The sequence below is a fragment of the Jeotgalibacillus sp. 10bf12 genome (assembly GCF_055597105.1).
In genome coordinates this window covers 1,216,068-1,239,844 of record NZ_CP200276.1, presented here as the reverse complement: position 1 = coordinate 1,239,844, position 23,777 = coordinate 1,216,068, and the positions used below count along the sequence as shown (strand labels likewise).

Genomic DNA, 23,777 nt, shown 5'->3' with positions numbered 1-23,777 from the left:
ATTGGGTCGTCTTGAGGGAAAAGTTGCTCTGATCACAGGTGGCGCCCGCGGTATGGGTGCTTCACATGCTAAGCTTTTTATCAAAGAAGGTGCTAAGGTTGTGATTACGGACGTGCTGACTGAGGACGGTGAAAAAACGGCAGAAGCGCTTGGTGAACACTGCGTATTTTTCAAGCATGATGTCACAAGCGAAGATGAATGGAAGCATGTAGTCAGTAAAACTGAGGAACACTTCGGACCAATCAATATTCTCGTGAACAATGCCGGGATTGTGATTCAGGAGCCGCTTGAAAGTCTGAGTCTTGAAAACTATAAAAAAGTGATCGATATCAACCAGGTTGGTGTCTTTTTAGGAATGAAATCAGTCATTCCGTCCATGAAGAAAACAGAAAAATGCTCAATTGTAAATATCTCTTCAATTTCAGGAATGGTTGGACAACCCATGACGCTTGCTTATAACGCTTCAAAGTTTGCAGTGCGCGGGATGACCAAATCAGCTGCAGTTGAGCTTGGACCGCTCGGGATCAGAGTGAACTCCATTCACCCAGGTATTATTAAGACGCCAATGACACAGACACCGGAATTAGAAGCTGTCATTGAGCAGATGCTTCAGGGTATTCCGCTCGGACGCACTGCAGAGCCTGAAGAAGTATCAAACCTGTGCCTATACCTCGCTTCAGATGAATCCAGCTACTCTTCCGGATCTGAATTCATCATTGACGGCGGGATGATTGCCGGTTGATCAAAAATCCGTTCGCTTTTGCGGGCGGATTTTTCTTTCTGATTAACCGGCTATTGTTCGCCTGTTTCCACTTCTTTCAAGTATGATATTAAAAGAGGTGATGAGATGAAGTTTATCGTGATCTGGTTGTTGCTCCTTGCATATGCGGTTTTCCTGGCTCCCGGCTCTGAAGGCTCGGACCCTGTGATGGAGCAGGTATTCTCAGGAAACCTGGATGCCATTGATCCGCTTGTGCTGACGGTGTTTAATTCATTAGGTATTTTCCCACTGGTTTTTCTTACAATTTTATTACGCAATGACCGGCAGAAGTGGCCTGCGTGGCCGTTTTCACTTGCTTCATTTGCCGGTGGTGCTTTTGCGCTGCTCCCCTGGTTCGCATTCGGTGACCGGCCGAAAAAACGGGGTTTAAGAACGCCGGGCTGGATCCTGCGCATACTGCGGTCAAAAATCTGGCTGACCCTATTACTGATTTTCTTTGTTGGGAATCTGCTTACGCTTTTACAGGGGGTGTCTCTCACCGGGTACAGTGAAGCCTTTATGGAATCCAGTCTGGTATCAGTGATGACAGTAGACTGGTTTATTTTATGGTGGTTATCTGTATATGCGATTCACAGGTTTTACCCTGATGCAAAGAATAAAGGTCTGGCGTGGATTCCGATTGCAGGGCCGGTGCTTGTGTTGTTTTTTATGAAGGGTGATCATTAGTTTGTATGGGTATTTGCCGCCTGACTGCCTGATTCAGCGCGGCATTTTTTATGTTTAGATTAGATAAAAGTACTCCATACTAATCCTAAAAAAGGCCGTGAGTACATGTTTCCTGAGATCCACACAAACCTTTGGGACGCCGTCATTGCAGTGCCGGTTATTATGATTTTGACACAGCTGGCAAAACGATTATTCAGACTCTCAAAGCCTGCAGTGCCCTATATTGCATTAATTTTCGGACTGGTAATCTCTATTTTTATCAGTCATAGGGAGAGTCTTCTGGCAGGTATTTTTATGGGGTGGTTTTATGGATATGCAGCAGTTGGTTCATACGCTTCTTTGAAAACTACGGTAATGACTTATCTTAAAAAGGTTAGGGGAGAGCCTCTTTAAAGGCATGAAAAAGAGCAGCCCCGTAATGAGACTGCCCTTAACATACTTATTCTTCAGATGAAGAATCTTCTGTGTACGACTTTTCAGTTGTCCGATTTGTTTCTTTAGCCGGTGCAGACTCGGAAGCTACCTGTTTTTCACCCTGATTGGTCACCACTGTATGTGTATTTCCGCGGTTGACCATATCAGATAACAGCTTGGAAACGTCAATACCAGTCAGCTCTTTTAATGGCTCCTGAATCTCAACCATCGTCTGCGTCACACTCTTGCCGTAAGAGGAAACGCCGTTCCCGCCGCCTGTATCAAGGATCTTAACAGAATCGATATTTTCCATCGGTTTTGCAACCTTCTCTGCAAAGATTGGCAGCATTTCAATCAGCTTCTCTGCAAGGATGACTTCACCATGTTCAGCAATCGCTTCAGTCAGCAGTCGTCTCGACTCTGCCTCTGCCTTACCGCGTTCAAGAATAACCTGTGCTTCAGCAAGACCAGCTTCACGCTGAATGCGTGCCTTTGCTTCCCCATCGATTTCCGCTTTTCTTGCATCTGCTTCTGCCTGACGCGTAACAGAATAGTAGTCGGCATCCGCTTTTGCTTTACGGATCTTATTTTCCTCTTCTTCAATATCTACCTGACGTGAACGTTCAACCTGCTGGATGCGCAGCTCTTCTTCCTTACGCTTGGCAATCAGCATTAATTCTTCCTGTTGAACTTCCTTATCAAGCTTTGCTTTTTCAAGCGTATAAGATTGCTCTGATTTCGCACGTGCACGTTCTGTTTCTTCTTTGATCGCTGCATCTTTCAGGTCTTTATTCTTCTGCGCTGCAGCAATCTCAGTCTGACGCATATACTCCTGTTCTTTCGCTTCTTTATCTGAATTGGCACGCTGAATACGCGTTTCCTTTTCAGAGTTGGCTTCAGCAATTTCAGCAAGCTTTCGGACTTCTGCGATACGCGGACGTCCAAGGTTTTCTAAGTAGCCATTCTCACTGTCAGCATCACGCAGGTCAGTCAGCCCGAGTGATGTGATACGGAATCCCATATCATCAAGTTGTTTCTGTGCAACCTCAGTTACCTGTTTGTTAAATGATTCACGGTCTTCATTGATCTGCTCAACTGTCATTTTTGACAGGATCGCACGAAGATTGGCACTGAGTACTTCTGCAATTTCATCTTCAAGCTCTTCAGATTTTTTTCCGAGGAACTGCTCCGCATAGTTTGCAATTCCTTTTAACGTATCAGCGACCTTTACCATCGCTACAGCATCAGCGACAATCGGTACCCCACCATTTGTATATACGCGTGGTGTTGTCAGCTTCAGCTGGAATGACGTCAACTCAACCGGTGTAGCGGTCTGATGCATACGCAGCAGGTGTCCGCCACCACGGATGATTTTCATCGAACGTCCTTCGTTATCTGTGAATATGTTCGTTTCTTTCTCCGCGTCCCCAAGCTTAGGTCCCGTAATAATTAATGCCTGATTTGAACGTGCTGTACGGTAGCGGATTTTGTAATAAATAAATACCACTGCTCCCGCAATCGCAAGCACAACCAGAATCGGGATAATGATCGATAACGCTGCAAATAATTCCATTATGTAGCCCCCTTGATAAAATTTGAATGTTCTAACTATATGTACGGGCAAATAGAAGAAAGGTTCCATTTTTAGCGGAATTTATCATATTATATTTTCAAACTCATCACCCGCTGCTCTCCTACAGGTCCATTCATTCTCCTGCCGGTGTCTTCAAACCCTGTTCGTTCATAAAGCCTGAATGCAGCATGATTCTTCAGATTAACTGAGAGTACAATTTCATTGCACGCAGGAAACTCTTTTCCAACCCACTCAGGAAGCAGTTCCATCGCCTGCTTTGCATAACCTTTTCCCTGATGACTTTTAGTAATGGATAATGATGCAAGCAAATAAGCAGATTCATTGTCCGTATAATGCTTCAATCGCTCTGACTGCTCCATCACGAAAAAGCCGACTGTTTTCTGATCTGCCGTGATGACAACAGGCGTCTGGTCTACTGTAAGGCGAGCCAGCTGATCTGCGGGGTGCGTTGTAAATTGCTCCTGATCTTTTGGCAAAAGAAAGTTTGTCAGATCCTCCTGATACTTGTCTGAATAATGTTCCAGCGCAACCCTGGTCAACTGCTGACACGCTCCCCATCAAGTACTTCGATCATTTTCCTGATAAACGGATATGCCTCAGACTCTTCACCAAGCGCTTTTTCAAGCCAAAGAGATTCAGCCTTCATAAGCTCAATCGTTTTTCTCATTGCCTGCTCATGTTTGTCCGGTGTGATGTTTTCAAGTATGTCAATCAGTGCGTGCAACGGCTCTGCCGGCAGCGACCTCATGGCATCTTTCATACCAAGCTGCGCACGGTTCGGCGCATACCGGTGCAGCAGTACACGTGTCAGAGACTTCGTCATTAAATGAAGTGCCTCTACTGCCCAGATGTCATTTCCTCTATTCCAGGCTTTACGGTATTGAAATAAGAACCAGCCAATATCAAACGCTTGAAACTCTGCCTCTTCAGCAGATAAAGTGAGATGCTGCATACTTTTAAACTGTTCAAGTATATTTTCCGAATCATATAAAACGGTAAAATAATCAGTTGTTTTAAACGTTTCTTCAGTAACGGTAAAAAGATCAACATGTAGAAGGTTGTCATAAACCGTGATGATCTGCGGCGCAATGATAAAGAGACTTTCGTGGAAAAGCATTGGTCTGTAAGCAGCCAGGTGTTCAACTCTTTTTAATAGAAATTCATCCTCATGCGCCGGATCTACAAAGCAATATAGATCAAGGTCTGAAAACTCATCCCCTTCATCCCTTCCAAGTGACCCTTTCAGCACGACTGCTTTTACTAAAGGATCCTTTTTTAAAGATTCAGTTATTTTTTCAACTGCTTCCATCTGAACATTCATTTCCCCCACTGCCTTTCGAACAATATAAAAAACCCTGTTCAGTATATTGTAACGAACAGGGTTTCCAACTACTACCTTTTTTAAGTTTTATACCACAAAAAATGTCCACACTGACAAGACAGCAGAGACAGCCAAAATAATGAGGAATGGCTTCATCGCACGGCTGCGGATATCCTGCAGGCTTACATTCAGTCCAAGCCCGACCATTGCCGCTGTCAGCAGCCATGTTGTGAGGCCAGACACAAATTCGAGCACTTCAGTTGAAACCGGAATGACCGGACCAATCACATAAGTTCCTGCAATGCTCATCAATAAAAATCCGATCAAAAACCATGGAAAGCTGACTTTTGCTTCAGCAGACTCTGCTGACTTCCTGTTCATCCAGTACATCAGGATAAAACATAGCGGAATCAGTAAGAATACTCTTCCAAGCTTTGCGAGAAGCGCCATGGCAAGACCATCTTCCCCTGCCGGCTCTCCTGCAAGTGCTACGTGTGCGACCTCATGCAGACTGAGTCCTGCCCACATACCATATTCAATATCCGTTAGCGGTAATATTGGACGTAATAACGTATAAATAATTGCAAATATCGTTCCAAGCAGTGCAATGATGCCCACACTCATCGCCGTATCTTTTTCTTTCACTTTTAAAATCGGTGCTACTGCCGCAATCGCTGCCGCTCCGCATACGCCGGTTCCTACAGCAACAAGCATCGAGATCGCTTTATCCGCTTTAAATACTTTCGCAAGCCAGACCGTTGCTGCAATCGCAAAGACGATAACCGCCGCATCCCTTAGCAGCAATCCAAATCCATCCTGCAGTACAATTTCTATATTTAACTTCAATCCATATAAAACAATTGCTGCACGGAGCAGCCTTTTAGTAGAAAAGGTAATTCCTCTCCTTAATTTATCGGGATACCCGAAGATCTGTCTGTAAAATACTGCGAGGACAATGGCTGCAGCGAGCTGTCCTGCACGGTCAAACCCTGGCACCATCGCCAGAAAATATCCGAGACCTGCAATCAAAAATGTAAATAATACACCTGTTAGCCAGGCTGTTTTTGAAAATTCATTCATTATCTCACCCCAGCCTATACTATACGCCTGGTTGTATGATTAGAAAAATTAATTATAATAATGATAACTATAAGTATTACTGATAAAAGGATGTGGCCGAAATGGACCAGCAGCTTGCCGTATTTATTGCTGTTGCAGAGCACCAGAGCTTTTCACAGGCAGCAAAACAGCTTCATATGACACAATCAGCAGTCAGTCAGCATATCAAATCATTTGAAAAAGACATTGGCGCCACACTGCTTGAGCGGACAAATAAATATGTGCGCCTTAATCAGGCTGGTGAAGTCGTCTATCAGCACGCACTTGAAATCACGAATCTATATGGCCGGATGCAGCGGATCGTTGATGATCTGACGAACCATGCAGCAGGTCCGCTTAAGATCGGAGCAAGTTACACATTTGGCGAATACGCCCTGCCTCCGCTCATCGCCAGGCTCCATCAGCTTTATCCTGAGATTGAACCCGAAGTCACAATCGGAAATACAGCACATATTGTTGAGCTCGTGAAAAACAATCAGCTTGATATCGGGATTGTAGAAGGACATGTAAAAGAAAGCAGGGCCCTTACAATTGAAGCATTTGCTGAGGATGAAATGGTGGTTGTTGGAGCGGCTGACAGTCAGACTGATTTCACAGATCTGGCTGAACAACTATGGGTTTGCAGAGAACCCGGATCCGGAACACGCGAAGCAGCTGAGGTCGTCTTCAGGCAGCTTGGCATCATGCCGGACCGCATGCTGACATTCAGCAGCACCCAGGCAATCAAGCAGGCAGTAGAGTCCGGGCTGGGGCTGACAATATTATCAAAGCTTGCGATTCAAAAAGAAATCGAGTACAGGACACTCAAGGTGATTGAGGTTGAAGGACTTCCACATAAGCGCACGTTTTCCACTGTCAGTATTTCTGCTTTTCAGACGAAGGCACTGCAGGAGTTTTTACGATTACTGTATAAGCGGGATTAGGTTGGGACTTGGCATTGCAAATGAAATCTCGGACTGACAAATACTATGCCATCTAACATCAATCTTTCCTATGTCCAGATGTTTCACCCGCACTGTATGTCCTTAGGTCATAAGCTTTAAATCTTTTGATTTCCCAAGGGCATGAAGTGGATGGGTGCTTTTATAGCTGGCATAGGTGAGGTTTGAAAAAATGAAAAGGTGACGCAATCATGTCCGGAGCTGATTGAATTAATTGAATTGATGAAGGAATCCAGTATGCTGACAGAACCGCAGGCAGAATGACTGCAAAAGGTGATTGAAAAAACGCAACAGCCCATAGATTTATCGCAAAAGGTGACGCAATAACCGGACTGGCCCTTGCCTCCATGACTCCAAATCCAGCTTATTCTCCACCACCATAAAAAAGCAGGTATCCACCTGCCCACCTCTTAGTACAGCTTATTCTCATAACTGTTTTTCAGTTTCTCTTCCACACTTTTTTCAGTCAGATCAGGCAGCTTAGCGTGCGCCTGAATCATTTTAGCAGGCTTCGGAAGTTCGTCCTTTTCAAGCCAGGATTCCGGCTTCCAAAGACCTGATCTGATGAAGGCTTTTGCGCAGTGAATAAAACATTCATCTGCCCGTACCCGAATGGCGAGAAGGGGATTATTTCCATTTACAGCCATCTTCTCAAGCACAGCCGGATCTGTTACAAGTACCGCTTCACCATTGATCCTGAGCGTTTCTCCAAGGCCTGGAATCATGAACAACAAGCCAATGCGTGGGTTTTTCAGCAGATTAGACAGCGAATCCGCACGCTTATTTCCCGGCCGCTCCGGAATCAGCAGGTGCTGTTCATCCTCAACGACCACAAAACCAGGTGCGTCTCCTCTAGGGGAAGCATCACAATAGCCAGTTTCATCAGCTGTAGAAATGGTCAGAAACGGCGACCTGCTGATAAATGCGCGACAATGCTCATCAAGATGATCAATGACTTTGTTTTGCACGAGCTGGCTGGGCTCACCTAAGTATGCTCTCAATTGTTCCTCTGTTTGAATATCTCCGATCATGCTGTTCTCCCAACTTTTTGTGAAAGCAAAAATGCAATACTGGCTGAAACGAGTACAATAAGACTATTCACAAAAGGCATATTTTCAGCAATTGACTGGGTTCCTGAACCAGGTTCATATGTAAAGGTTAGCCAAAAGCCTGTTCCGATTTGATAAGCAGCAAGCAAAAAGATTAAACTGCCAATGAAGAGTAAATATTTTTTCACGCTTATCACCCCTTTGCTATTTTACGAACAAGAAAGACTTAAGTTTCATCAAACGCAAGGCCTCTGCATTTACAATAACAGGTATCAGATGAATAATAGAAGAAAACTTTTAAAAGGAGCGGGCTATGAGTTATTCAATGTTTAAGTGGATTCATATTGTATTAACCGGTGTGATCACGATTCCGGTGACTTTATTTTTAGCTTCGGGTGCCATTGGTGAAAATGTTGAAAATGAGATATTTCCAGTCCCGGGATTTCTGACGCTGATTGTGATCTGGCTGATCGGTGCCATGCTGATGTTTTCTGATAAAACGAAAGTAATTGGGATGATTTTAACTGTATTACCTTCTATATTTTATGTATTAGTGATCATTTACTTCCTCGTCATTCCGGCGCTGACTTTCTGAGCCTGCATCAACACTGTGGTTTATAAATCCTGAAAAGTGGAAAGCAGGAAATAATAAGCTTTTACAGGAGAGGATGCAGACCATGAAAACCATTGATGAGTATTTTCCGGATACATATGTACAATCGAGGGAAACCTTCCGAAAGAATCTTGATAAAATCAGGTTGTATTGGCCTGATGCAGAGCTGACATCGCGTCCGATCGGTCAGCAAGAGGATAATACAATTGATATGATTTATTCGCCGGGCACAGAGACGAATGAAAGAGTATTGATGATGACTGCCGGCGAGCACGGAATTGAAGGTTATGCCGGCGCTGTGATGCTTGATGTGTTTATACAGGAAATGGCATATCAGATCGATCCAAAGCGCACAGGCATCTGCCTGATTCATGCTGTGAACCCATGGGGCATGCGGAACTTCCGCCGCGTGACTGAGAATAATATTGACCTGAACCGCAACTACCTTGTCGATCCTGAACAGGTGCCGCAGGATGTAAATAAACATTATGAAAACGCGATGAAAGTGTTCCTGCCAAACGGAATTATCGATAATTACCGTCTCGCAAGGATTGACCTGCAGACGAAACTTGCAAAGGGGCTCGTGTCTGAAGGCTACAACGGGCTTACGACAGCAAAAGGAATGGGTCAATACGAATTTCCGACAGGCGTCTATTATGGAGGTAAGGAAAAAGAGGAAAACGCCCAGTTTCTCCAGGCCATTCAGGAAAAGCTGCTATATGAATATCCGCGTGTCATACACTTGGACTGGCATACAGCGCTGGGACCGACAAATGAAGTGACGATGGTAATGAGTGAAGATGACGGCCGGACGCTGAAAGAGCTGAAGAAAACGTATGGCATGAAAAACATTAATCAGTTCACGCCTGAAGTGACAAAAGGTGATTCAACGTATCATTTTCATGCGCTGAAAAACCGCCATTATCCGGATACGTACCTGTTCTCAGCATTATTTGAGTTTGGTACATTCGGAACGAGTATGAGCGCTTCGCTGCGTGAATTTATGACGATCATTTTGGAGAACAGGCTTCACCATGACGGTGCAGTGGAGGAAAAAGACAGACAGGCAATTCTGGATGAGTTTAAAGCCATGTTTTATCCGGAAGATCCGGAATGGCGCCTTGCTGTTTTGACTGAAGGGCGCAAAGCGATGAAGAGCCTGCTTCAGAATGAAGGACTGTTCACGATTAGAGGCTGATGTGAAAAGGGTTTCCCGTGTTTTCCCGGGAAACCCTTTTTTAGTCTGAGGTTGATTTCTAGTGTGAGGTATTGGGTTCGCCGGATCCAGCGAAACGCAGGTCGCCTGTCGCAGCCAGTCTCATGATGATCAATCCCGTCAAAGAGTCATCTCTATCCCCAGTTCCCTCTACGCTCTTTCTGTAAAAACTCAATAAACAAATCGACCCCCTGCAGCGCATTATTTCTCACACGCTTTAAGTATTCATCCTTATAGTCACTATCGCTCTCCGCGATTCTTTTCAGCATAAAATCCTGGGTCTGGGTAACGACTTCTGTGCGTTTTAATTTCGCCTCTTTTGATAATGACATTCCAATCGCTCCTAGTACCGCAAACAGGAGAACTGCCGGTATAATCTCACTTGACACGCCAAACGGCAGAATGATTAGAAACAGATTCAGTACAGATACGACAACAAGCGGTGTGCCCCAAAGTCTGTATTTTAAAAACTGTTTTGTGATCGGCTCGATTTTGTCATTCAGCTTGGATAATTCCTGCTGAATATACGGCGGGTATTGCTCAAGCTTTTTATCCATCATGCTTACCCCTCCTGTCTTGTCTAACATCATAATATAATTATACTTTTTTCCATCGTTTTACGTCAAAACAGCTGTCTTGCGAAAACTGCTATACATTTGCAAAAAGCATCCTACTGCAATCAGCAAGATACTCTCTCTACTTTAAAAAATATAAAAATAAACCATATGGAAAAATACAGGTGCTGTATAAGTCAGACTATCAACCTTATTAATTGTCTTACTTTCAATCACGCGTCCATTCACCGTTTCCTTCAAAAAGAAATTACGTTTCAGCACAGACATCACAACTGTTCCAAAAAAGCCTGTCACACCAATGAGGAGGCCTGAAAAAATACTGAAGCTGAGTGACATTGGTGTGATATAAGGTGCGATGACGACAGATAGCAGTACAGTTCCCGCTATCCCTGCGATGAACCCTTCCCACGTCAGATCAGGATTGGCAGAGGGCAATACTTTCCTTTTACCGAACTTTTTCGATACGAGTAAATGAATGACGTCATTTGCCTGCGTCAGCGGAACTAAATACAGTACCATTAATGCCCCGTACTGCTCAGCAATCCTCACGTCATGTCTTGTGATCTCAGGCATCGTCGCAAAAAGCGCAAGGTGACTGATCCCAAACACCAGCAGCATCAGCCCCCACTGCGTCATGCTGACAGACTTTAAAAAGCCGGCGCTGCCATTTCTGAAAATCCTTACGAGTGGCAGGAACAGGAATACATAGATTGGAATAAAGACAATAAACATGCCGTACCAGCCGATATAGATCCAGAAAAAGTTTAATGGAATTGCAAGGTAAGCCCAGATGAATATTCTTCTATCCTGCTTCCTCGTTTCAAGCATTGAAAAATACTCACGTAGTGCCAGGAAGCATAAGATCATCAGGGAGATCAGCGAGACTGTCGGGTGGAAAGCCATAGAGAGCACAAAGATAATCGCCATGCCCCACCAGAGCTTTGTTCTGATCATTAATTCATCATATTTATCGCTGCCCTTATTTTTCCTTTTATGAAAATATGTTATAACTGAAACAACGAGACTGACCGAGATCAGTATTAAGAAAATAAAATATATGTATTGCAACACATCATTCAACCGCTTCACCTCAACTTTCCTGAAAGGAGTGACAACTTCTTTGGATGATCAAAAGATTTATATTCTGTTAACAGACACCGGTACCGCTTTTACCAAAACGATTAAGCGCTATACAAAAGCACCTTACAATCATTCCTCCCTTTCCCTGGACCGGGAGCTGATTCAATTATATAGCTTCGGGCGTAAAAATCCTAATAACCCCTTAAATGGCGGTTTCGTCCAGGAAGATGTGCTGAAGGGCACCTATAAGAAGTTTCCTAATACCACTTGTGCCGTATATGAAATGACCATCACTAACCGTCAATACGAAAAAATCACCAGAATGATTCGTTTATTTCAGAAAAAAGACCGTAAAACGATTTATAATTTACTGGGGGTTTTTGGCGTGGCTTTTAAAGAGCCTTTTGAACCGCATGGCTCTTACTTCTGCTCTCAATTTGTTGCAGAGATTCTTCACCGGGCTGGCGTGAGACTGTGGGATAAGCTGCCAGCCCTTGTGGAGCCGGATGATTTCAGAAAATCTGAGAAGACGGTATTGATTTACGAAGGGTTGCTGACCGCCTATGAGCCGGTTTTAGGACGTAAAAAAGCAGAGTGATCGCGCACTCTGCTTTTTAAAAGCCGGATTCTTCAATCATTCTTTTCGTAATCAGCTCATAACCCTTTTCATTCGGATGCAGAGCATCACTGAAATACTCCGAACTTTTTTCCTTCAAAATGCCATCCGTTGCGATAAATTTCACGCGCGGATATTCTTCCACCATGCTTTTACTTAAGTTATTCCAATCATCAATCACCTGCTGGATCTCCTCATTTTCAGGATAAGGGTTAAAGAGTCCTAAAAACAGAATCGGTGCTTCCGGATTTTCTTCACGGATGATCGATAAGATGTCCTGGAGATTCTTTTTATAGTCTTCCTGTCCTGCCTGAATACGATCATCATACAGCGGGTTCAGGTCTCCACCGTTTGTTTTGATCAAATCATTTGTCCCAATAAAAACAGTAAAATACTCTGCGTTTTTTAATGCCGTTTTCACTTCATCATCTTTAAGCTGGGCAAGCAAACCATCTGTCTGCTGTCCCGGAATCCCATAATTATAGACGGTCAGTGGTTCATCGCGTTTTTCATTTATGACTTCTTCCAGGTTTTCTGCATACCCTTCACCTGACTGATCACCAACGCCATAGGTTAATGAATCTCCGAGGGCCACGAGCTCCTTCCCGCGTTCCGGTGTATTCTGATCATATATCCATAATCCGCTGACACCTGCTGCAAGAACAATCAGTGCCAGAATTGTTATTTTTACTTTATTCATTTAAAAAACCTCCTAAGGAATATGGATTCCCCGGGAGGTTCTGATCAAACGCATTTGCTTGTTTTGTCATTAAAACGTTATATTAAGCGGGTCTGATTGCTCTATTTCTCATTGACCACTACAGCCGCATAGCGGTCATGCGCCATGTTTCTGCCATTAATGCCTTCATACGCTTCTTTATCTTTAAAATATTTGAATCCGCCCACAGTATCACGGTAAACCATCCGCTTAAACAGCTGTTCAGTTGTCACTGGGAATCCATCCTCACTTTCAAGCTTCAGCCCCATTGCACGGTAGCCGACTGTCTGTCCGCAGCTCTTCAGCTGGGCAAGCTCAAGTCCCCACATCACTGCAGTTGGTGTGACTAAAGAATGAAATGCCTCATTTTTGACTTTCTTTCTGAGTGCGTATTCAACCCCTGCTGTAACAGCACTTGATACGGCTAAGTCGATTAAAATGGCTTTCAGCCTTCTTTTCGTTACATCTTTCATGATTGTTCTGCTCCTTCCCCCGGATACGTTTTCTGTAAAAATTCAATTGACTGTCTGATCAGCTCTTTCAGCACATCCGTATGTATATCATCAAGCTTATTGATATACACACATGCTTTACCCGAAGTATGCTTGCCGAAATCCTTCAGCAGTTCTTCACGATCAGGGTCACCTGTGGCAAAATATAAACTGATCTTTGCCTTTCTCGGTGAAAACCCTACAAGCGGTGCATCACCTTCGTGACCGGTTGGATACTTATAATGATAAGAACCAAAACCAATGATGCTTGGCCCCCACATTTTCGCTTTATAACCTGACGTTTCTTCAAAGATCTCAAGCAGCCTGTATGCATCCTCCCGTTTTTTAGGAGAGTCCACTGCTTCAATGAATTCAATCACACTGCCATCATGCTCTTTTGTTTTTTGTTCATAAGCCATTATCCTGCACCTCCCGCTTAAAGTAGAGCATGGTGCCATTTACGCCTGCAAGCTCCCAGCCTTCACTGCCGATTCCATTGAGCATATTAAGGATATACTGTTCTATTTCTTCCCGGTCATTCGACCTTACTTCAATGTACTCAATCCGGTACTCAAATTTTTTCATTTCAAAAGCACACCCCTGACTATTTCGCTTTTCTCTTTTGCATCAATAAATAACCGCCTCTATATAATGCAATTACTCCATTGACTGCCGCTACAATCGTCACGATATGCAAAAACAACGGAACAGAACCATCCCCAACCGGACCAATCCGTTCATGGAAATAAGTGAAGTAAACGAGCTGTACTGCAAGTCCGGTTAGTAAAATGCCCCCAGCAATCAGAAACCAGGCACGCATCGGCTATCACTCCTTTGCTTCTATACGGAATGCCTATCAAAAAAGATTCACTTCCCCTGCCATTTACCGGCGCTCCACTCAAACCATCTGCCATGTCCATCTGTATGACCGATTACATGTCTGGTGCAGCGTCCATCGACATACAGATCCACGCGCAGCTTCCCGTCTGTGATGTTATTAAAAATATGTGCAGTATCTCTTCTTTCACCAAGGGATTCAACCTTCTCCATCAGGTCTTCTCTTACATGTGCAGGCATTTGATTCGCTACATGCGTATGAAAAATGCAAAGCAGACTGTCTTCACTCATTTGTTCAGCCAGTTCAGGAAGTAAGTTGACTCCGTTCCCCTGTACCAGCTGTGGCGGATTTTCTCTTAGCATGATAGATGCCTGATCAAAGTTTTTCCTTCTGTCATGATGCTCAGGCCAGATCAGCGCTTTTAACCAGAGGCGATCATCCTCAATCGTGAGATCACTGATGTTCAGGTCAACGCCGACACGGCTTTGCACCGGTGGGACGCCCACTGATAAATCAGGGAGCCGTCCATTTTTGACTTCAGAAGATAAAGTCAGTATTGACGCCTGGTTTCCGTATACCGTATCACCATAAGAATAAGCATAGTGATCCCATAACAACTGAAGACCTGCACTCGTTCCGATTTCAATGAGTGAGAGCGGTTTGTTCACTTCCTGATACAAAGAGACAAATACCGGATACAAATAAGCGCACCGCCTCACTTCATTTGTCTGAACACGGCGTGTTTTTAATAAATCACGGATCTGTTCATGATGGGTCAGCACGAATTCCTTAAAAGCCGGAAAAGGTGACTGACCGGTTTCCGGCTTGTCAGTCAGACTCGGATAGAAGGCTCTCAGTACATGATGCGGTTCCTTCATGAGCAGATAATGAACCGCACCAAAAAGAAGGTTTGGTACAGGCTGATCTTCTCTAGCGCTCTGGCAAACGTCAAGAAGCTCTGGGTCTTCAGCGATATTTAACGATAACGTTTTATAAAAAGGACTTGATCCCTCACATTGTTCCATTGCAAACTGCTGAAATGACTGTGTTAACTGACGATTCATAAATGTCCTCCCATTTCTCCCTATTAACGTATTTCCTTCTATACGGCACACTTGGAATCCTGCATAAGGAAATTACATTTTGATCGCTTGCCCGTGCTGAAGCAACAGCGTATGCTAAAAAACAGAGATAACGTTTCAGGAGGGATACAGTTGATTGATTTACGCAGCGATACAGTGACAAAACCGGATGAAAGAATGCGAAAAGCGATGTATGAAGCTGAGGTGGGTGATGATGTATACGGTGAAGACCCGACCGTTAACCGTTTAGAAGAGCTTGCAGCTGAAGTACTCGGAAAGGAAAGTGCGCTGTTTGTGACAAGCGGTACACAGGGCAATCAGATTGCAGGGCTCGTTCACTGCAGGCAGGGTCAGGAAGTGATTATGGAATCCCAGGCACACCTGTTTTTGTATGAAGCGGCTGCGATGTCCGCGCTTGCCGGTGTACAGATTAAAACACTCAAAGGTGAGCGCGGTGCGATGAATCCGGCTGAAGTTGAAGCAGCGATTCGCGGTGCAGATATCCATGAGCCTGAAACAGGGCTGATCACACTTGAAAATACCCATAATAAAGCAGGCGGTGCAGTACTGCCGCTTGAAAATATGCAGGACATTTACGAAATTGCACGAAAGCATCAGATTCCTGTTCACTTAGATGGTGCCAGACTCTTTAACGCTCAGGCAGCAACCGGAATTTCTGTGAAAGAATACGCGCAGTATACGGACACTGTTCAATTCTGTTTATCAAAAGGACTCGGCGCACCGGTCGGCTCCATCATTGCCGGGCCAAACGATTTTATCAAACAGGCCCGCAAATGGCGTAAGCGCCTTGGCGGCGGTCTCAGACAAGTCGGTGTGATCGCAGCACCAGGGATTATTGCACTTGAGAATGCAGAACGCCTGAAAGAGGATAATGCCAATGCAAAGAAACTGGCGGACGGCCTTTTGAATATTGAGGGTGTTGTGATTGAAAATGAAGTGCAAACAAATATCATTCTGATGGACCTTACAGATTCAGGGATCGAAACGGCAGTATTTCTTGAACAGTTAAAAGAAAATGGCATTATTGCAGGCGGCTTTGGCCCCGGCATTGTGAGATTTGTTACGAATAATGGTGTGTCAGAGGAAGATATTGATGAGACGTTAAAAGTGGTTCAGAAAATCATGAGCGCATAGTGTTTTATAAAATGTGGGGGATTCCTTCAATTCGGCTGGAAATCCCCTCATTCTGAAAATCATTCCTTCAATATTGAGAATGATTACTTAAATTATGGAAATGATTCCTTCATTTGCTTTTAAAATTCCCTATTTCCATCAATCACGCTGAGATTCCCTTCAATCTTTAACGGAATTCCATCAACTCCTCACTTTTTCCTTCACCCCATAAAACTACAAAACCTCCCGCAACCAGCGGGAGGTTCATTTTTTCCTATTACGAAGTCATTCTCTCTTCTTCAATCGACTCCGCTTTTGCAGCTTCTTTTCTTCTCTCTTTCAAAAATAGCACGAGAATTGCACCGATAACCGCCATACCGGTTGCGACTGTAAATGTCAGCCCATATCCGGCATACAGTGCATCAGCTGACACTGCAGCTTCAAGCTGCTCTGCGCCAAGCCCAGCATAGTTGGACATATCAGGCTCAAAGTTCAGTGAAACCTGGGTCATAATCGTAATCAGAATCGCCGTACCGATCGCAGCCCCTACCTGCTGCATCGTGTTTGCCATTGCTGAACCATGCGCATTCAGCTTTGCAGGAATCTGGTTCAATGCGTGCGTCATGACAGGCATCATACCAAACGATAATCCGAACATGCGGATCGCATACACAATCGTGATGGTTGTAACTGAAGTCGTCGCATCGAGCGTTGTGAAGAAGAACGTTGTCACAACGACAATCAACATCCCTGGAATCGCAAGCTTTTTCACTCCGAACTTATCAAACAGAATCCCTGTGATCGGCGACATAATCCCGATTACAATTGCACCCGGCAGGAGCATGAGCCCCGAATCAAGCGCACTCAATCCTCTTGCTGTCTGCATATACATCGGAAGAATCGTCTCAGCACTGATCATCGCAATGATGACAAATACAGAAACCGTTAAACCAATCGAGAAATCCCTGTTTTTAAATACCCGGAACTCAAGCAGAGGTGTCTGAAGTCTGAGCTGGCGCCACACGAATAGGCCGATAATCAGAAATCCGCCTGCAACACACGAAATGACAAGTGCATCATCCCATCCACGCTCAGATCCTGTACTGAAACCATACAATAATCCGCCAAAACCGAGTGAAGACATCACAATAGAGATCACATCCACACGCGGGTTCGTCTGCTCTGTCACGTTTTTAATAAAGATAAACGCCAAAATCCATGTGAGTGCCGCAATTGGAAGCACTGCGTAAAACAACATGCGCCAGTTATAATATTCGATCAGTAAACCTGACAATGTCGGGCCAATCGCTGGTGCAAATGAGATGACAAGTCCCATCAGCCCCATCGCTGTTCCCCGCTTTTCAACCGGGAAGATATTCAGCAGCACTGTCATCATGAGCGGCATCATAACACCGGATCCCATCGCCTGCACAATTCTTGCTACAAGCAACAGTGCAAATGAATCAGAAAAAGCAGCGACTGCCGTTCCGAATGTAAACACTGTAATGGCCGTGATAAAGATCTGTCTCGTTGTAAACTTACCGATGAAAAATGCTGAAATTGGAATCATAATTCCGTTAGTCAGCAAAAACGCAGTCGTCAGCCACTGGACCTGGTGTGCACCTATATCAAAATGCACCATAATCTCAGGCAGCGCCGTTGCAAGCAGCGTCTCATTTAATAAAGCAAAAAAGGCACCCATCAGCATGACCGCTACCATAGGACCTTTTCTTATATGCTGAAAAGATTCTGTCATTCGAATCATCCTTTCTATAAAAAAATCACAAACTTTATCTTAAAGGATTCTCTACTGGTTTTGAATGATCAATTTTCCTATAATGTATAGATAAACTACAGTGTAGGAGAAATGTCTATGAAAAAAGAAGATTTGCGTGTAAAGAGAACGAGGAAGCTGCTGTTTGATTCCTTGATCCGTTTGCTGAATAAACCCGGCATGACCTTTGAAGGTGTCACAGTTCAGCAGATTTGTGAGGATGCAATGGTCCACCGATCAACGTTTTACTCTCATTACACAGATAAATATGACTTGTTCATTGTTGAGCTGGGAAGACTGGATGACAGGCTTGAAGATTCAGAGAGGATGCTCAGACTGACAAAGCCGTTTACAATGATGCAGAAACTGGACTATCTAGAGGAGCTTGAACATGTTTTTTTAGCGAATCAGAATGATACGTATCTGGCTAACCGGCTGCAGCAGTCTTTCAAGAAAAATATTGAGCGTGATCTGATTTTGTTGCGCGTTGAAGCCGATAAGCTGGATGTGCCGCTTGATATGTATGCTGAATTCCATGCAGGGACAATTGCGATGCTGCATATGTGGTGGCTCAGACAGGATAAAGCTTATACGGCTGAGGAGATGGATGGTTATTTTGAACGGTTGATGGGGTGAGGTGGGGTTCGGTTCTTAGAAAAGTCATAGTTGTTCTTAGAAAATAGGTAAGCGTCAAAGCAAACACACATTGATTATTTTGATGATGATATTTGAGGCAACAGAAAAGCCGTACCCTTCGGGACGGCTTTTACTTAATGCTTGTTTACTTTTTCAATTCGACAGTGATCAGGTATTTGTTTAGACCACGGCAGAAACTGATCCAGATTCTGCTGATCAGACAGATTTGTGTTTGGCATTTTTTCAAATAAATAAGTGAGATATTCAAACGGTTTTAGATCATTTTCTTTAGCTGATTCGATCACACTGTAAATAAGTGCGCTGGTATCTGCGCCTTTCATCGAATTCGAAAACAACCAGTTTTTTCGGCCGATCACAAAAGGTTTGATACTACGTTCAGCTAAATTATTATCAATTTCAAGTCGACCATCTGAAAAGGGGGTAAGCAAAGCATCTTTTTGATTGAGTGAGTATACAATGGCTTCGCCCAAAGGGCTTTTCGGCAACACAGTTGGACGAATTTTTTTCAGCCACTCGAAGTAAGCCTCCGCAATTGGCAGGCTTTTTTCTTTTCGAAGCTGGTGACGTTTATCGCTATTTAAGTTCAGCTCTCGTATTTCTTTTTCAATCTTATACAGCTGCCCAATTTTTTGAACTGCCTGTTCAGGGAGGTTTAACAGTTCCCCTTTTTTCTTCGGGGCACTCTTGGCAGCTTTAACAAAGTATCTTCGCGCATGCGCCCAACAACCTGACAGTTTCACGTTCGCAACTTTGTGATAGCCTGCATAGCCATCCACATGAAGAAATCCTTTGAAGTCTTTAAGAAACTCCTTCGGATTTTTTCCGGCACGAGTGGTTTTATAATCGTAAACCACGCACGGAAAAGAAGTCTGACCAGTCCGATAGAGCCACATATAAGAAGTTGATGAAGCTGCACGACCTTCTTCGTTCAGCACTTGAACAGACGTTTCATCTGCATGTAAGACAGCTTCCTTCATCATTTTAGCCTTCATCTGTGTCACTAATGGTGATAACCATTGATCAGCCCCATAAACTGCCCAGTTCGCCATTGTCTGTCTCGAAAGAGGAATCCCCTGTTGTTTAAAGAGCTGTTCCTGACGGTACAGAGGGAGACCAGATTGATATTTTTGGGTCAGCACGTAAGCCATCGATGAGGCAGATGCCATGCTTTTAGGGTAGACTGATGCCGGTTTTGGCGCTTTGATAATAGGTGTTTCAATCCCAGATTCCTGACACTGACGGCAAGCATATACTTCTTGCGCGTGTTCAGTGACTTTGACACTGGCCGGAATAATTTCAAGTGTGCGGTTTGTTTCTGTCGTCATAACGTGTAGGTCATGCCCGCAGCTTTCGCAATTTCGTTCAGCTTCAGGTAAATGATAAGTGACTTTTTCAACCGGAAGGTTCAGTTCATGTGATGAACGCTTTCGCTTGTTTTTTTGAGTGCTTGAAACGAGATCGCTTTCGTTTAACTGTGGTTCTTCATGTGCTGAATCTTGAGTGATCTCTACTTCATTAAAAAGTGGAAGTTCAATCTGACCATCGGAGGTATTCGTCTTTTCACTGGAACGGCCGAATTTCTCGGTTTGAAGCTGTTTGAATTGGCCTTCATACCAAGAGACAAGAGCTTCGAGCTCTTCGTTACGCTTTTCCAGTTCATGAATGCGGTCTTTATTTGAAGTTTTAGGATGAGAAGGTGTCGTTTGTTTTTTCATACCCCTAGGGTACGACACCTTCTGTCTGAGGTCTACCCCTTATATAACTTTCATGCCGGAAAGTTTCGGATGAACTTTTCCATCTTCAATCGTCAGTCCTTCTAACAACCACTTTAACTGTTTAGGGTTCAGAGAAGTGGTTTCATCTTCACGCCCTTCGGGCCAACGGAATCGGCCATTTTCAAGTCTGCGATAATACAGCCAAAAACCATTGTGCTCCCAGTGTAGAATCTTCACTTTATCCCGTTCACGGTTACAAAACAAAAGATATCTGAAGAACACGGATCTAATTCAAACGTTTCCTGTACGATGGCCGCAAGACCATCAATGGATAATCGCATATCTGTCACGCCTTGAGCGAGGTATATATTGCGTATAGATTCCGGTTGAAGAATCATGGCGTGATCACCTCCAGCAGTTCAGTTAATAATTCTTTATCAAATCCCGGAGGGATCACAACTTTATATGGCCCTACGTGCAGGTCGAGCTTCGTAGTAGGGGATTGCATATTGATTTTTGCCCATCCAGTTGGACGTTCCTGTTGGATATCCTCTGGCCGGTAAGTCATTCTAAAATAATGAAGCTGACTGTACGTGACTTCATCCCGAGTCTCGCAAAATGCTTTTAATGATAAGTCACTTTCACGCCACTCTTCATAGATACGCGACATCTTTTCTACGTATCCACTTGGCACGTGATTTGAGCTTTCTTTTACATCCATTCAATAACCACACCTTCCATATAACCAATGTGTTCATAGGATAAGAGGCAGTCGGTGTACCTTTCGAAGAAAGGAGCATTTCATCTGGCTTAAGATCCGTTTGAAATGTCTATGTGAAGAGAAAGTAGAAAAAATCGTAGCTTGATTGAACACGTTCGTTACATATTTGATTTCCTTCATTTTGTCACGGAAGGTTACACAACAGAAGGTGTGGTTCGTTTGACGCTTACGAAAATAGCCTAATGTTCGTAGAAAAACATGACTGTTTCTTAGAAATGCATTAGTTGTTCTTAAAAAAACATAATAGGTTCTTAGAAAAGTATCAAAAGACCTATCCCCGCCCCACAAAAAAACTGCCTCGCTAAAGGCAGCTTTTTTCATCTTTAACTATTACGTTCCACAAAATGTCCGGTATGGCCCGGCATCCGGCTCCGGTCCTGAACAATAAGGAGTCTGATCATCACTGTACGCGTAAGGATCACGCAACACATCAAGCAGACGGTTCATCACGCTTAGATCCTCGCGCTCAACTGCCGCCGCAATCGCTTCTTCCACGCGATGATTCCGCGGGATGACATTAGGATTGTGCTGCTTCATCACATTAAGTACTTCTTCAGGCGAGACCTCCTGACGCGCAAGGCGTTCATTCCAGCGCTCCAGCCAGTCAGCAAATGCTTCACCGGCAATGGGCACTTCACCGAGCGTCAATTTTCTGAATGTGTTTGTAAAATCAGCTTTGTTTTGATGCATCAGATTCAGCAGCTGCTCAATCAGCTTCTCATCATCAGCTTCTTCGCTCAACAGTCCAAGCTTTTTACGCATGCCGCTATGCCAAGCATTGAAATAAAGATCCTTATACTGATTCATCTGATTCTGAGCAAGTTCAATCGCTTTTTCCTGATCATCATGCAGCACTGGCACAAGGCTTTCCGCAAAACGCGCCAGGTTCCATCCACCGATATGCGGCTGGTTCCCATAAGCGTAGCGCCCCTGTGCGTCAATTGAGCTGAATACCGTTGACGGATCATAGTCATTCATAAATGCACATGGTCCGTAGTCAATCGATTCACCGCTGATTGTCATGTTATCCGTGTTCATGACGCCATGAATAAATCCGACGAGCTGCCATTTAGCAATCAGCTCAGCCTGCTTTTTCATAACTTCCTGCAGCAGTCCGAGGTATGGATTTCCAGTATCCAATACGTGGGGAAAATGACGTTCAATCGCATAATCTGCGAGTGCTTTGACATTTTCAGATTCGGTCAGTCTGACTGCGTATTCAAATGTACCGACACGCAAATGACTTGAAGCTACACGCGTCATGACAGCACCTGTCAGCAATCTCTCCCGTCTGACTGTTTCACCGGTCAGCGTCACTGCCAGGCTGCGGCTTGTTGGAATCCCGAGTCCATGCATCGCTTCACTAATGATATATTCCCGAAGCATTGGTCCAAGCGCAGCACGCCCGTCACCGCCGCGTGAAAAGTTAGTACGTCCTGATCCTTTCAGCTGAATATCTTTCCGCTCTCCATCCGGGGTGATCTGTTCTCCAAACAATAATGCACGTCCATCTCCAAGCATCGTGAACTGTCCAAACTGGTGTCCTGCATAGGCCTGTGCGAGCGGTTCAGATCCTTCAGGGACTTCATTACCTGCAAGGATGTCCTCTTCGTCTGACAATACTTCCGGATCAAGTCCCAGTTCTTTTGCGAGCGGCTCATTCAGCATAAACAACTCAGGGCTTGCTACCGGATTCGGCTCCATTTTTGAATAAAAGATGTCTGGAAGCTTTGTATAAGTCTGCTCAAGCTTCCATCCTGCTTTTGTGCGCTGTGTCATCGTGCATCCCTCCTTTGGCTATTATCTCCTGATTTCAGTGTAACATGCCGGGGATTGTTTTCGGTTTAGAGTGCTTACTGAACACACTTAAAATAACCGGGTTAAGTCAGTCAACCGCTCAATCTCATATTCAAAATCATCCACGTTCCCAAAACCATATTTCGCATATACAAACGGCACACCTGCTTTACGTGCCGCATCACGGTCACCCTGCGTATCTCCTACATAAACGGGATCCTTCAATTCATTCCGCTCAATGACCAGCTTAATATTTTCTCCTTTTGAAAGACCTGTTCTGCCCGGATTCTCAAAGTCATCAAAAAAGCGATCAAGTTTATGGTACTGATAAAAGGCTTCAATATAGCCTTCCTGACAGTTACTCACGATAAAGAGACGGTACTTCTTTGAAAGTGTAACAAGGGTTTCTTCAAGTGCCGGATACAACTCTCCCCCATTTTCCGCTACATAGGGAATTTCGATTTCTGTCAAATAATCCATAACTTCCTTTTGATCTTCCTCGCTTAGCTCCGGGAAAAAAATCTGTGAAATCTCGTGCATCTGCTTTCCCATTGTCTGCTTCAGATCCTCAAGCGTCAGTTGCTTATCTGCTTTCGGATGCTCTTCAATAGCTCTATTCCATGAAGTTAATACGGTTTCCCGCGGGTCCCACAATGTGCCGTCAAGATCAAAAATAATACTGTCCATTTGTCATTCCTCCAAAGGTGCTTTTGTTTTGGGTTTACCCGAATCATATCTGAGTTATGTATTTTTCGCTTTTATAAATAAATTCTTAAAATTGTTAAACACCCGTTAAATATTATTT

Annotated in this window: 28 protein-coding genes and 1 pseudogene; 9 read left to right on the top strand and 20 right to left on the bottom strand. The window is 44.1% G+C overall.

Going from position 1 to position 23,777, the window contains the following annotated elements:
- The first annotated feature begins 1 nt into the window (after position 1).
- From DH10bf12_RS06485 to DH10bf12_RS06475, 3 genes are all read left to right on the top strand, one after another.
- Entirely contained in the window at positions 2-742 is a 741-nt protein-coding gene (locus tag DH10bf12_RS06485) for a glucose 1-dehydrogenase (RefSeq protein ID WP_471737705.1), read from the top strand.
- 105 nt (positions 743-847) lie between these two features.
- On the top strand, positions 848-1,447 hold the full coding sequence (locus tag DH10bf12_RS06480) for a hypothetical protein (protein WP_471737704.1): 600 nt from the start codon (positions 848-850) through the stop codon (positions 1,445-1,447).
- A gap of 105 nt (positions 1,448-1,552) precedes the next feature.
- Complete coding sequence (locus DH10bf12_RS06475; protein ID WP_471737703.1) at positions 1,553-1,840, top strand: hypothetical protein; 288 nt, start codon at positions 1,553-1,555, stop codon at positions 1,838-1,840.
- A 46-nt stretch (positions 1,841-1,886) separates the two neighbouring features.
- Here DH10bf12_RS06475 and DH10bf12_RS06470 read toward each other — a convergent pair whose 3' ends face one another.
- The 4 genes from DH10bf12_RS06470 to DH10bf12_RS06455 all read right to left on the bottom strand — a co-directional run bounded on the left by DH10bf12_RS06470 (position 1,887) and on the right by DH10bf12_RS06455 (position 5,856).
- Positions 1,887-3,434, bottom strand: a complete 1,548-nt coding sequence (locus DH10bf12_RS06470) for a flotillin family protein (RefSeq protein ID WP_471737702.1) — start codon at positions 3,432-3,434, stop codon at positions 1,887-1,889.
- A gap of 89 nt (positions 3,435-3,523) precedes the next feature.
- Positions 3,524-3,994 carry a GNAT family N-acetyltransferase gene (locus DH10bf12_RS06465; protein WP_471737701.1) on the bottom strand — a complete coding sequence of 157 codons (471 nt, stop codon included), beginning with the start codon at positions 3,992-3,994 and terminating at the stop codon, positions 3,524-3,526.
- Positions 3,991-4,776 (bottom strand): nucleotidyltransferase domain-containing protein, encoded by a 786-nt coding sequence (locus DH10bf12_RS06460; protein WP_471737700.1) that lies wholly within the window; start codon positions 4,774-4,776, stop codon positions 3,991-3,993. The genes DH10bf12_RS06465 and DH10bf12_RS06460 overlap by 4 nt, the downstream gene beginning before the upstream one ends.
- Before the next feature lie 87 nt (positions 4,777-4,863).
- The gene (locus DH10bf12_RS06455) at positions 4,864-5,856 is read right to left on the bottom strand and encodes a YeiH family protein (protein ID WP_471737699.1); all 993 of its coding nucleotides are present in this window, start codon (positions 5,854-5,856) and stop codon (positions 4,864-4,866) included.
- Between the two features lie 101 nt (positions 5,857-5,957).
- Between DH10bf12_RS06455 and DH10bf12_RS06450 the strand changes: the two genes are divergently transcribed.
- The gene (locus DH10bf12_RS06450) at positions 5,958-6,818 is read left to right on the top strand and encodes a LysR family transcriptional regulator (protein ID WP_471737698.1); all 861 of its coding nucleotides are present in this window, start codon (positions 5,958-5,960) and stop codon (positions 6,816-6,818) included.
- Between the two features lie 428 nt (positions 6,819-7,246).
- On the opposite strand, the gene DH10bf12_RS06445 is transcribed toward DH10bf12_RS06450, so the two are convergent.
- Both DH10bf12_RS06445 and DH10bf12_RS06440 read right to left on the bottom strand, forming a co-directional pair.
- Positions 7,247-7,867 carry a pyridoxamine 5'-phosphate oxidase family protein gene (locus tag DH10bf12_RS06445; RefSeq protein WP_471737697.1) on the bottom strand — a complete coding sequence of 207 codons (621 nt, stop codon included), beginning with the start codon at positions 7,865-7,867 and terminating at the stop codon, positions 7,247-7,249.
- Positions 7,864-8,073 (bottom strand): hypothetical protein, encoded by a 210-nt coding sequence (locus DH10bf12_RS06440; RefSeq protein WP_471737696.1) that lies wholly within the window; start codon positions 8,071-8,073, stop codon positions 7,864-7,866. Before DH10bf12_RS06440 ends, DH10bf12_RS06445 begins: the two co-directional genes overlap by 4 nt.
- Before the next feature lie 125 nt (positions 8,074-8,198).
- Between DH10bf12_RS06440 and DH10bf12_RS06435 the strand changes: the two genes are divergently transcribed.
- Positions 8,199-8,480, top strand: coding sequence for a hypothetical protein (locus tag DH10bf12_RS06435; protein WP_471737695.1), 282 nt, complete (start codon positions 8,199-8,201; stop codon positions 8,478-8,480).
- 82 nt (positions 8,481-8,562) lie between these two features.
- Entirely contained in the window at positions 8,563-9,696 is a 1,134-nt protein-coding gene (locus DH10bf12_RS06430) for a M14 family metallopeptidase (protein WP_471737694.1), read from the top strand.
- 152 nt (positions 9,697-9,848) lie between these two features.
- Here DH10bf12_RS06430 and DH10bf12_RS06425 read toward each other — a convergent pair whose 3' ends face one another.
- Both DH10bf12_RS06425 and DH10bf12_RS06420 read right to left on the bottom strand, forming a co-directional pair.
- Positions 9,849-10,274 carry a DUF5392 family protein gene (locus DH10bf12_RS06425; RefSeq protein ID WP_471737693.1) on the bottom strand — a complete coding sequence of 142 codons (426 nt, stop codon included), beginning with the start codon at positions 10,272-10,274 and terminating at the stop codon, positions 9,849-9,851.
- 141 nt (positions 10,275-10,415) lie between these two features.
- A complete protein-coding gene (locus DH10bf12_RS06420; RefSeq protein WP_471737692.1) occupies positions 10,416-11,369 on the bottom strand; it encodes a phosphatidate cytidylyltransferase in 954 nt (317 codons plus the stop codon).
- Positions 11,370-11,409: 40 nt separating this feature from the next.
- On the opposite strand from DH10bf12_RS06420, the gene DH10bf12_RS06415 reads away from it, so the two are divergent.
- On the top strand, positions 11,410-11,967 hold the full coding sequence (locus DH10bf12_RS06415; RefSeq protein ID WP_471737691.1) for a hypothetical protein: 558 nt from the start codon (positions 11,410-11,412) through the stop codon (positions 11,965-11,967).
- 16 nt (positions 11,968-11,983) lie between these two features.
- Here DH10bf12_RS06415 and DH10bf12_RS06410 read toward each other — a convergent pair whose 3' ends face one another.
- From DH10bf12_RS06410 to DH10bf12_RS06385, 6 genes are all read right to left on the bottom strand, one after another.
- Positions 11,984-12,685 carry a DUF459 domain-containing protein gene (locus tag DH10bf12_RS06410; RefSeq protein WP_471737690.1) on the bottom strand — a complete coding sequence of 234 codons (702 nt, stop codon included), beginning with the start codon at positions 12,683-12,685 and terminating at the stop codon, positions 11,984-11,986.
- 101 nt (positions 12,686-12,786) lie between these two features.
- Positions 12,787-13,176 carry an RDD family protein gene (locus DH10bf12_RS06405; protein WP_471737689.1) on the bottom strand — a complete coding sequence of 130 codons (390 nt, stop codon included), beginning with the start codon at positions 13,174-13,176 and terminating at the stop codon, positions 12,787-12,789.
- Positions 13,173-13,613, bottom strand: coding sequence for a DUF1801 domain-containing protein (locus DH10bf12_RS06400; RefSeq protein ID WP_471737688.1), 441 nt, complete (start codon positions 13,611-13,613; stop codon positions 13,173-13,175). Before DH10bf12_RS06400 ends, DH10bf12_RS06405 begins: the two co-directional genes overlap by 4 nt.
- A complete protein-coding gene (locus DH10bf12_RS06395; RefSeq protein WP_471737687.1) occupies positions 13,603-13,779 on the bottom strand; it encodes a hypothetical protein in 177 nt (58 codons plus the stop codon). The genes DH10bf12_RS06400 and DH10bf12_RS06395 overlap by 11 nt, the downstream gene beginning before the upstream one ends.
- Positions 13,780-13,798: 19 nt before the next feature.
- Positions 13,799-14,014, bottom strand: coding sequence for a hypothetical protein (locus tag DH10bf12_RS06390; RefSeq protein ID WP_471737686.1), 216 nt, complete (start codon positions 14,012-14,014; stop codon positions 13,799-13,801).
- 47 nt (positions 14,015-14,061) lie between these two features.
- Positions 14,062-15,096: a DUF2332 domain-containing protein gene (locus tag DH10bf12_RS06385; RefSeq protein ID WP_471737685.1), complete on the bottom strand. Its 1,035-nt coding sequence runs from the start codon at positions 15,094-15,096 to the stop codon at positions 14,062-14,064.
- Positions 15,097-15,246: 150 nt separating this feature from the next.
- Between DH10bf12_RS06385 and ltaE the strand changes: the two genes are divergently transcribed.
- Positions 15,247-16,269: a low-specificity L-threonine aldolase gene (ltaE, locus tag DH10bf12_RS06380; RefSeq protein ID WP_471737684.1), complete on the top strand. Its 1,023-nt coding sequence runs from the start codon at positions 15,247-15,249 to the stop codon at positions 16,267-16,269.
- A gap of 256 nt (positions 16,270-16,525) precedes the next feature.
- On the opposite strand, the gene DH10bf12_RS06375 is transcribed toward ltaE, so the two are convergent.
- Positions 16,526-18,004 (bottom strand): MDR family MFS transporter, encoded by a 1,479-nt coding sequence (locus DH10bf12_RS06375; protein WP_471737683.1) that lies wholly within the window; start codon positions 18,002-18,004, stop codon positions 16,526-16,528.
- A 117-nt stretch (positions 18,005-18,121) separates the two neighbouring features.
- Between DH10bf12_RS06375 and DH10bf12_RS06370 the strand changes: the two genes are divergently transcribed.
- The gene (locus tag DH10bf12_RS06370; RefSeq protein WP_471737682.1) at positions 18,122-18,658 is read left to right on the top strand and encodes a TetR/AcrR family transcriptional regulator; all 537 of its coding nucleotides are present in this window, start codon (positions 18,122-18,124) and stop codon (positions 18,656-18,658) included.
- A gap of 134 nt (positions 18,659-18,792) precedes the next feature.
- On the opposite strand, the gene tnpC is transcribed toward DH10bf12_RS06370, so the two are convergent.
- The 5 genes and pseudogenes from tnpC to DH10bf12_RS06345 form a co-directional block, all read right to left on the bottom strand.
- Positions 18,793-20,394, bottom strand: a complete 1,602-nt coding sequence (gene tnpC / locus DH10bf12_RS06365; RefSeq protein WP_471737681.1) for an IS66 family transposase — start codon at positions 20,392-20,394, stop codon at positions 18,793-18,795.
- A gap of 39 nt (positions 20,395-20,433) precedes the next feature.
- A pseudogene (tnpB, locus tag DH10bf12_RS06360) lies at positions 20,434-20,735 on the bottom strand (IS66 family insertion sequence element accessory protein TnpB).
- 53 nt (positions 20,736-20,788) lie between these two features.
- Positions 20,789-21,115, bottom strand: a complete 327-nt coding sequence (tnpA, locus tag DH10bf12_RS06355; RefSeq protein ID WP_471736260.1) for an IS66 family insertion sequence element accessory protein TnpA — start codon at positions 21,113-21,115, stop codon at positions 20,789-20,791.
- A 390-nt stretch (positions 21,116-21,505) separates the two neighbouring features.
- Positions 21,506-22,954 carry a protein adenylyltransferase SelO gene (locus DH10bf12_RS06350; RefSeq protein ID WP_471737680.1) on the bottom strand — a complete coding sequence of 483 codons (1,449 nt, stop codon included), beginning with the start codon at positions 22,952-22,954 and terminating at the stop codon, positions 21,506-21,508.
- Positions 22,955-23,041: 87 nt separating this feature from the next.
- Positions 23,042-23,659 (bottom strand): HAD family hydrolase, encoded by a 618-nt coding sequence (locus tag DH10bf12_RS06345; protein ID WP_471737679.1) that lies wholly within the window; start codon positions 23,657-23,659, stop codon positions 23,042-23,044.
- Positions 23,660-23,777 lie beyond the last annotated feature (118 nt).

Bases quoted from the DNA above. Each gene is read 5' to 3' on its own strand.
- DH10bf12_RS06475 (WP_471737703.1), top strand. From the start codon at position 1,553: ATGTTTCCTGAGATCCACACAAACCTTTGGGACGCCGTCATTGCAGTG.
- DH10bf12_RS06375 (WP_471737683.1), bottom strand. From the start codon at position 18,004: ATGACAGAATCTTTTCAGCATATAAGAAAAGGTCCTATGGTAGCGGTC.
- DH10bf12_RS06405 (WP_471737689.1), bottom strand. From the start codon at position 13,176: ATGAAAGATGTAACGAAAAGAAGGCTGAAAGCCATTTTAATCGACTTA.
- tnpA (WP_471736260.1), bottom strand. From the start codon at position 21,115: ATGGATGTAAAAGAAAGCTCAAATCACGTGCCAAGTGGATACGTAGAA.
- DH10bf12_RS06430 (WP_471737694.1), top strand. From the start codon at position 8,563: ATGAAAACCATTGATGAGTATTTTCCGGATACATATGTACAATCGAGG.
- DH10bf12_RS06470 (WP_471737702.1), bottom strand. From the start codon at position 3,434: ATGGAATTATTTGCAGCGTTATCGATCATTATCCCGATTCTGGTTGTG.
- DH10bf12_RS06455 (WP_471737699.1), bottom strand. From the start codon at position 5,856: ATGAATGAATTTTCAAAAACAGCCTGGCTAACAGGTGTATTATTTACA.
- DH10bf12_RS06345 (WP_471737679.1), bottom strand. From the start codon at position 23,659: ATGGACAGTATTATTTTTGATCTTGACGGCACATTGTGGGACCCGCGG.
- DH10bf12_RS06400 (WP_471737688.1), bottom strand. From the start codon at position 13,613: ATGGCTTATGAACAAAAAACAAAAGAGCATGATGGCAGTGTGATTGAA.
- DH10bf12_RS06445 (WP_471737697.1), bottom strand. From the start codon at position 7,867: ATGATCGGAGATATTCAAACAGAGGAACAATTGAGAGCATACTTAGGT.
- DH10bf12_RS06350 (WP_471737680.1), bottom strand. From the start codon at position 22,954: ATGACACAGCGCACAAAAGCAGGATGGAAGCTTGAGCAGACTTATACA.
- DH10bf12_RS06370 (WP_471737682.1), top strand. From the start codon at position 18,122: ATGAAAAAAGAAGATTTGCGTGTAAAGAGAACGAGGAAGCTGCTGTTT.
- DH10bf12_RS06460 (WP_471737700.1), bottom strand. From the start codon at position 4,776: ATGAATGTTCAGATGGAAGCAGTTGAAAAAATAACTGAATCTTTAAAA.
- DH10bf12_RS06395 (WP_471737687.1), bottom strand. From the start codon at position 13,779: ATGAAAAAATTTGAGTACCGGATTGAGTACATTGAAGTAAGGTCGAAT.
- DH10bf12_RS06480 (WP_471737704.1), top strand. From the start codon at position 848: ATGAAGTTTATCGTGATCTGGTTGTTGCTCCTTGCATATGCGGTTTTC.
- DH10bf12_RS06410 (WP_471737690.1), bottom strand. From the start codon at position 12,685: ATGAATAAAGTAAAAATAACAATTCTGGCACTGATTGTTCTTGCAGCA.
- DH10bf12_RS06435 (WP_471737695.1), top strand. From the start codon at position 8,199: ATGAGTTATTCAATGTTTAAGTGGATTCATATTGTATTAACCGGTGTG.
- DH10bf12_RS06450 (WP_471737698.1), top strand. From the start codon at position 5,958: ATGGACCAGCAGCTTGCCGTATTTATTGCTGTTGCAGAGCACCAGAGC.
- DH10bf12_RS06385 (WP_471737685.1), bottom strand. From the start codon at position 15,096: ATGAATCGTCAGTTAACACAGTCATTTCAGCAGTTTGCAATGGAACAA.
- DH10bf12_RS06425 (WP_471737693.1), bottom strand. From the start codon at position 10,274: ATGATGGATAAAAAGCTTGAGCAATACCCGCCGTATATTCAGCAGGAA.
- tnpC (WP_471737681.1), bottom strand. From the start codon at position 20,394: ATGAAAAAACAAACGACACCTTCTCATCCTAAAACTTCAAATAAAGAC.
- DH10bf12_RS06390 (WP_471737686.1), bottom strand. From the start codon at position 14,014: ATGCGTGCCTGGTTTCTGATTGCTGGGGGCATTTTACTAACCGGACTT.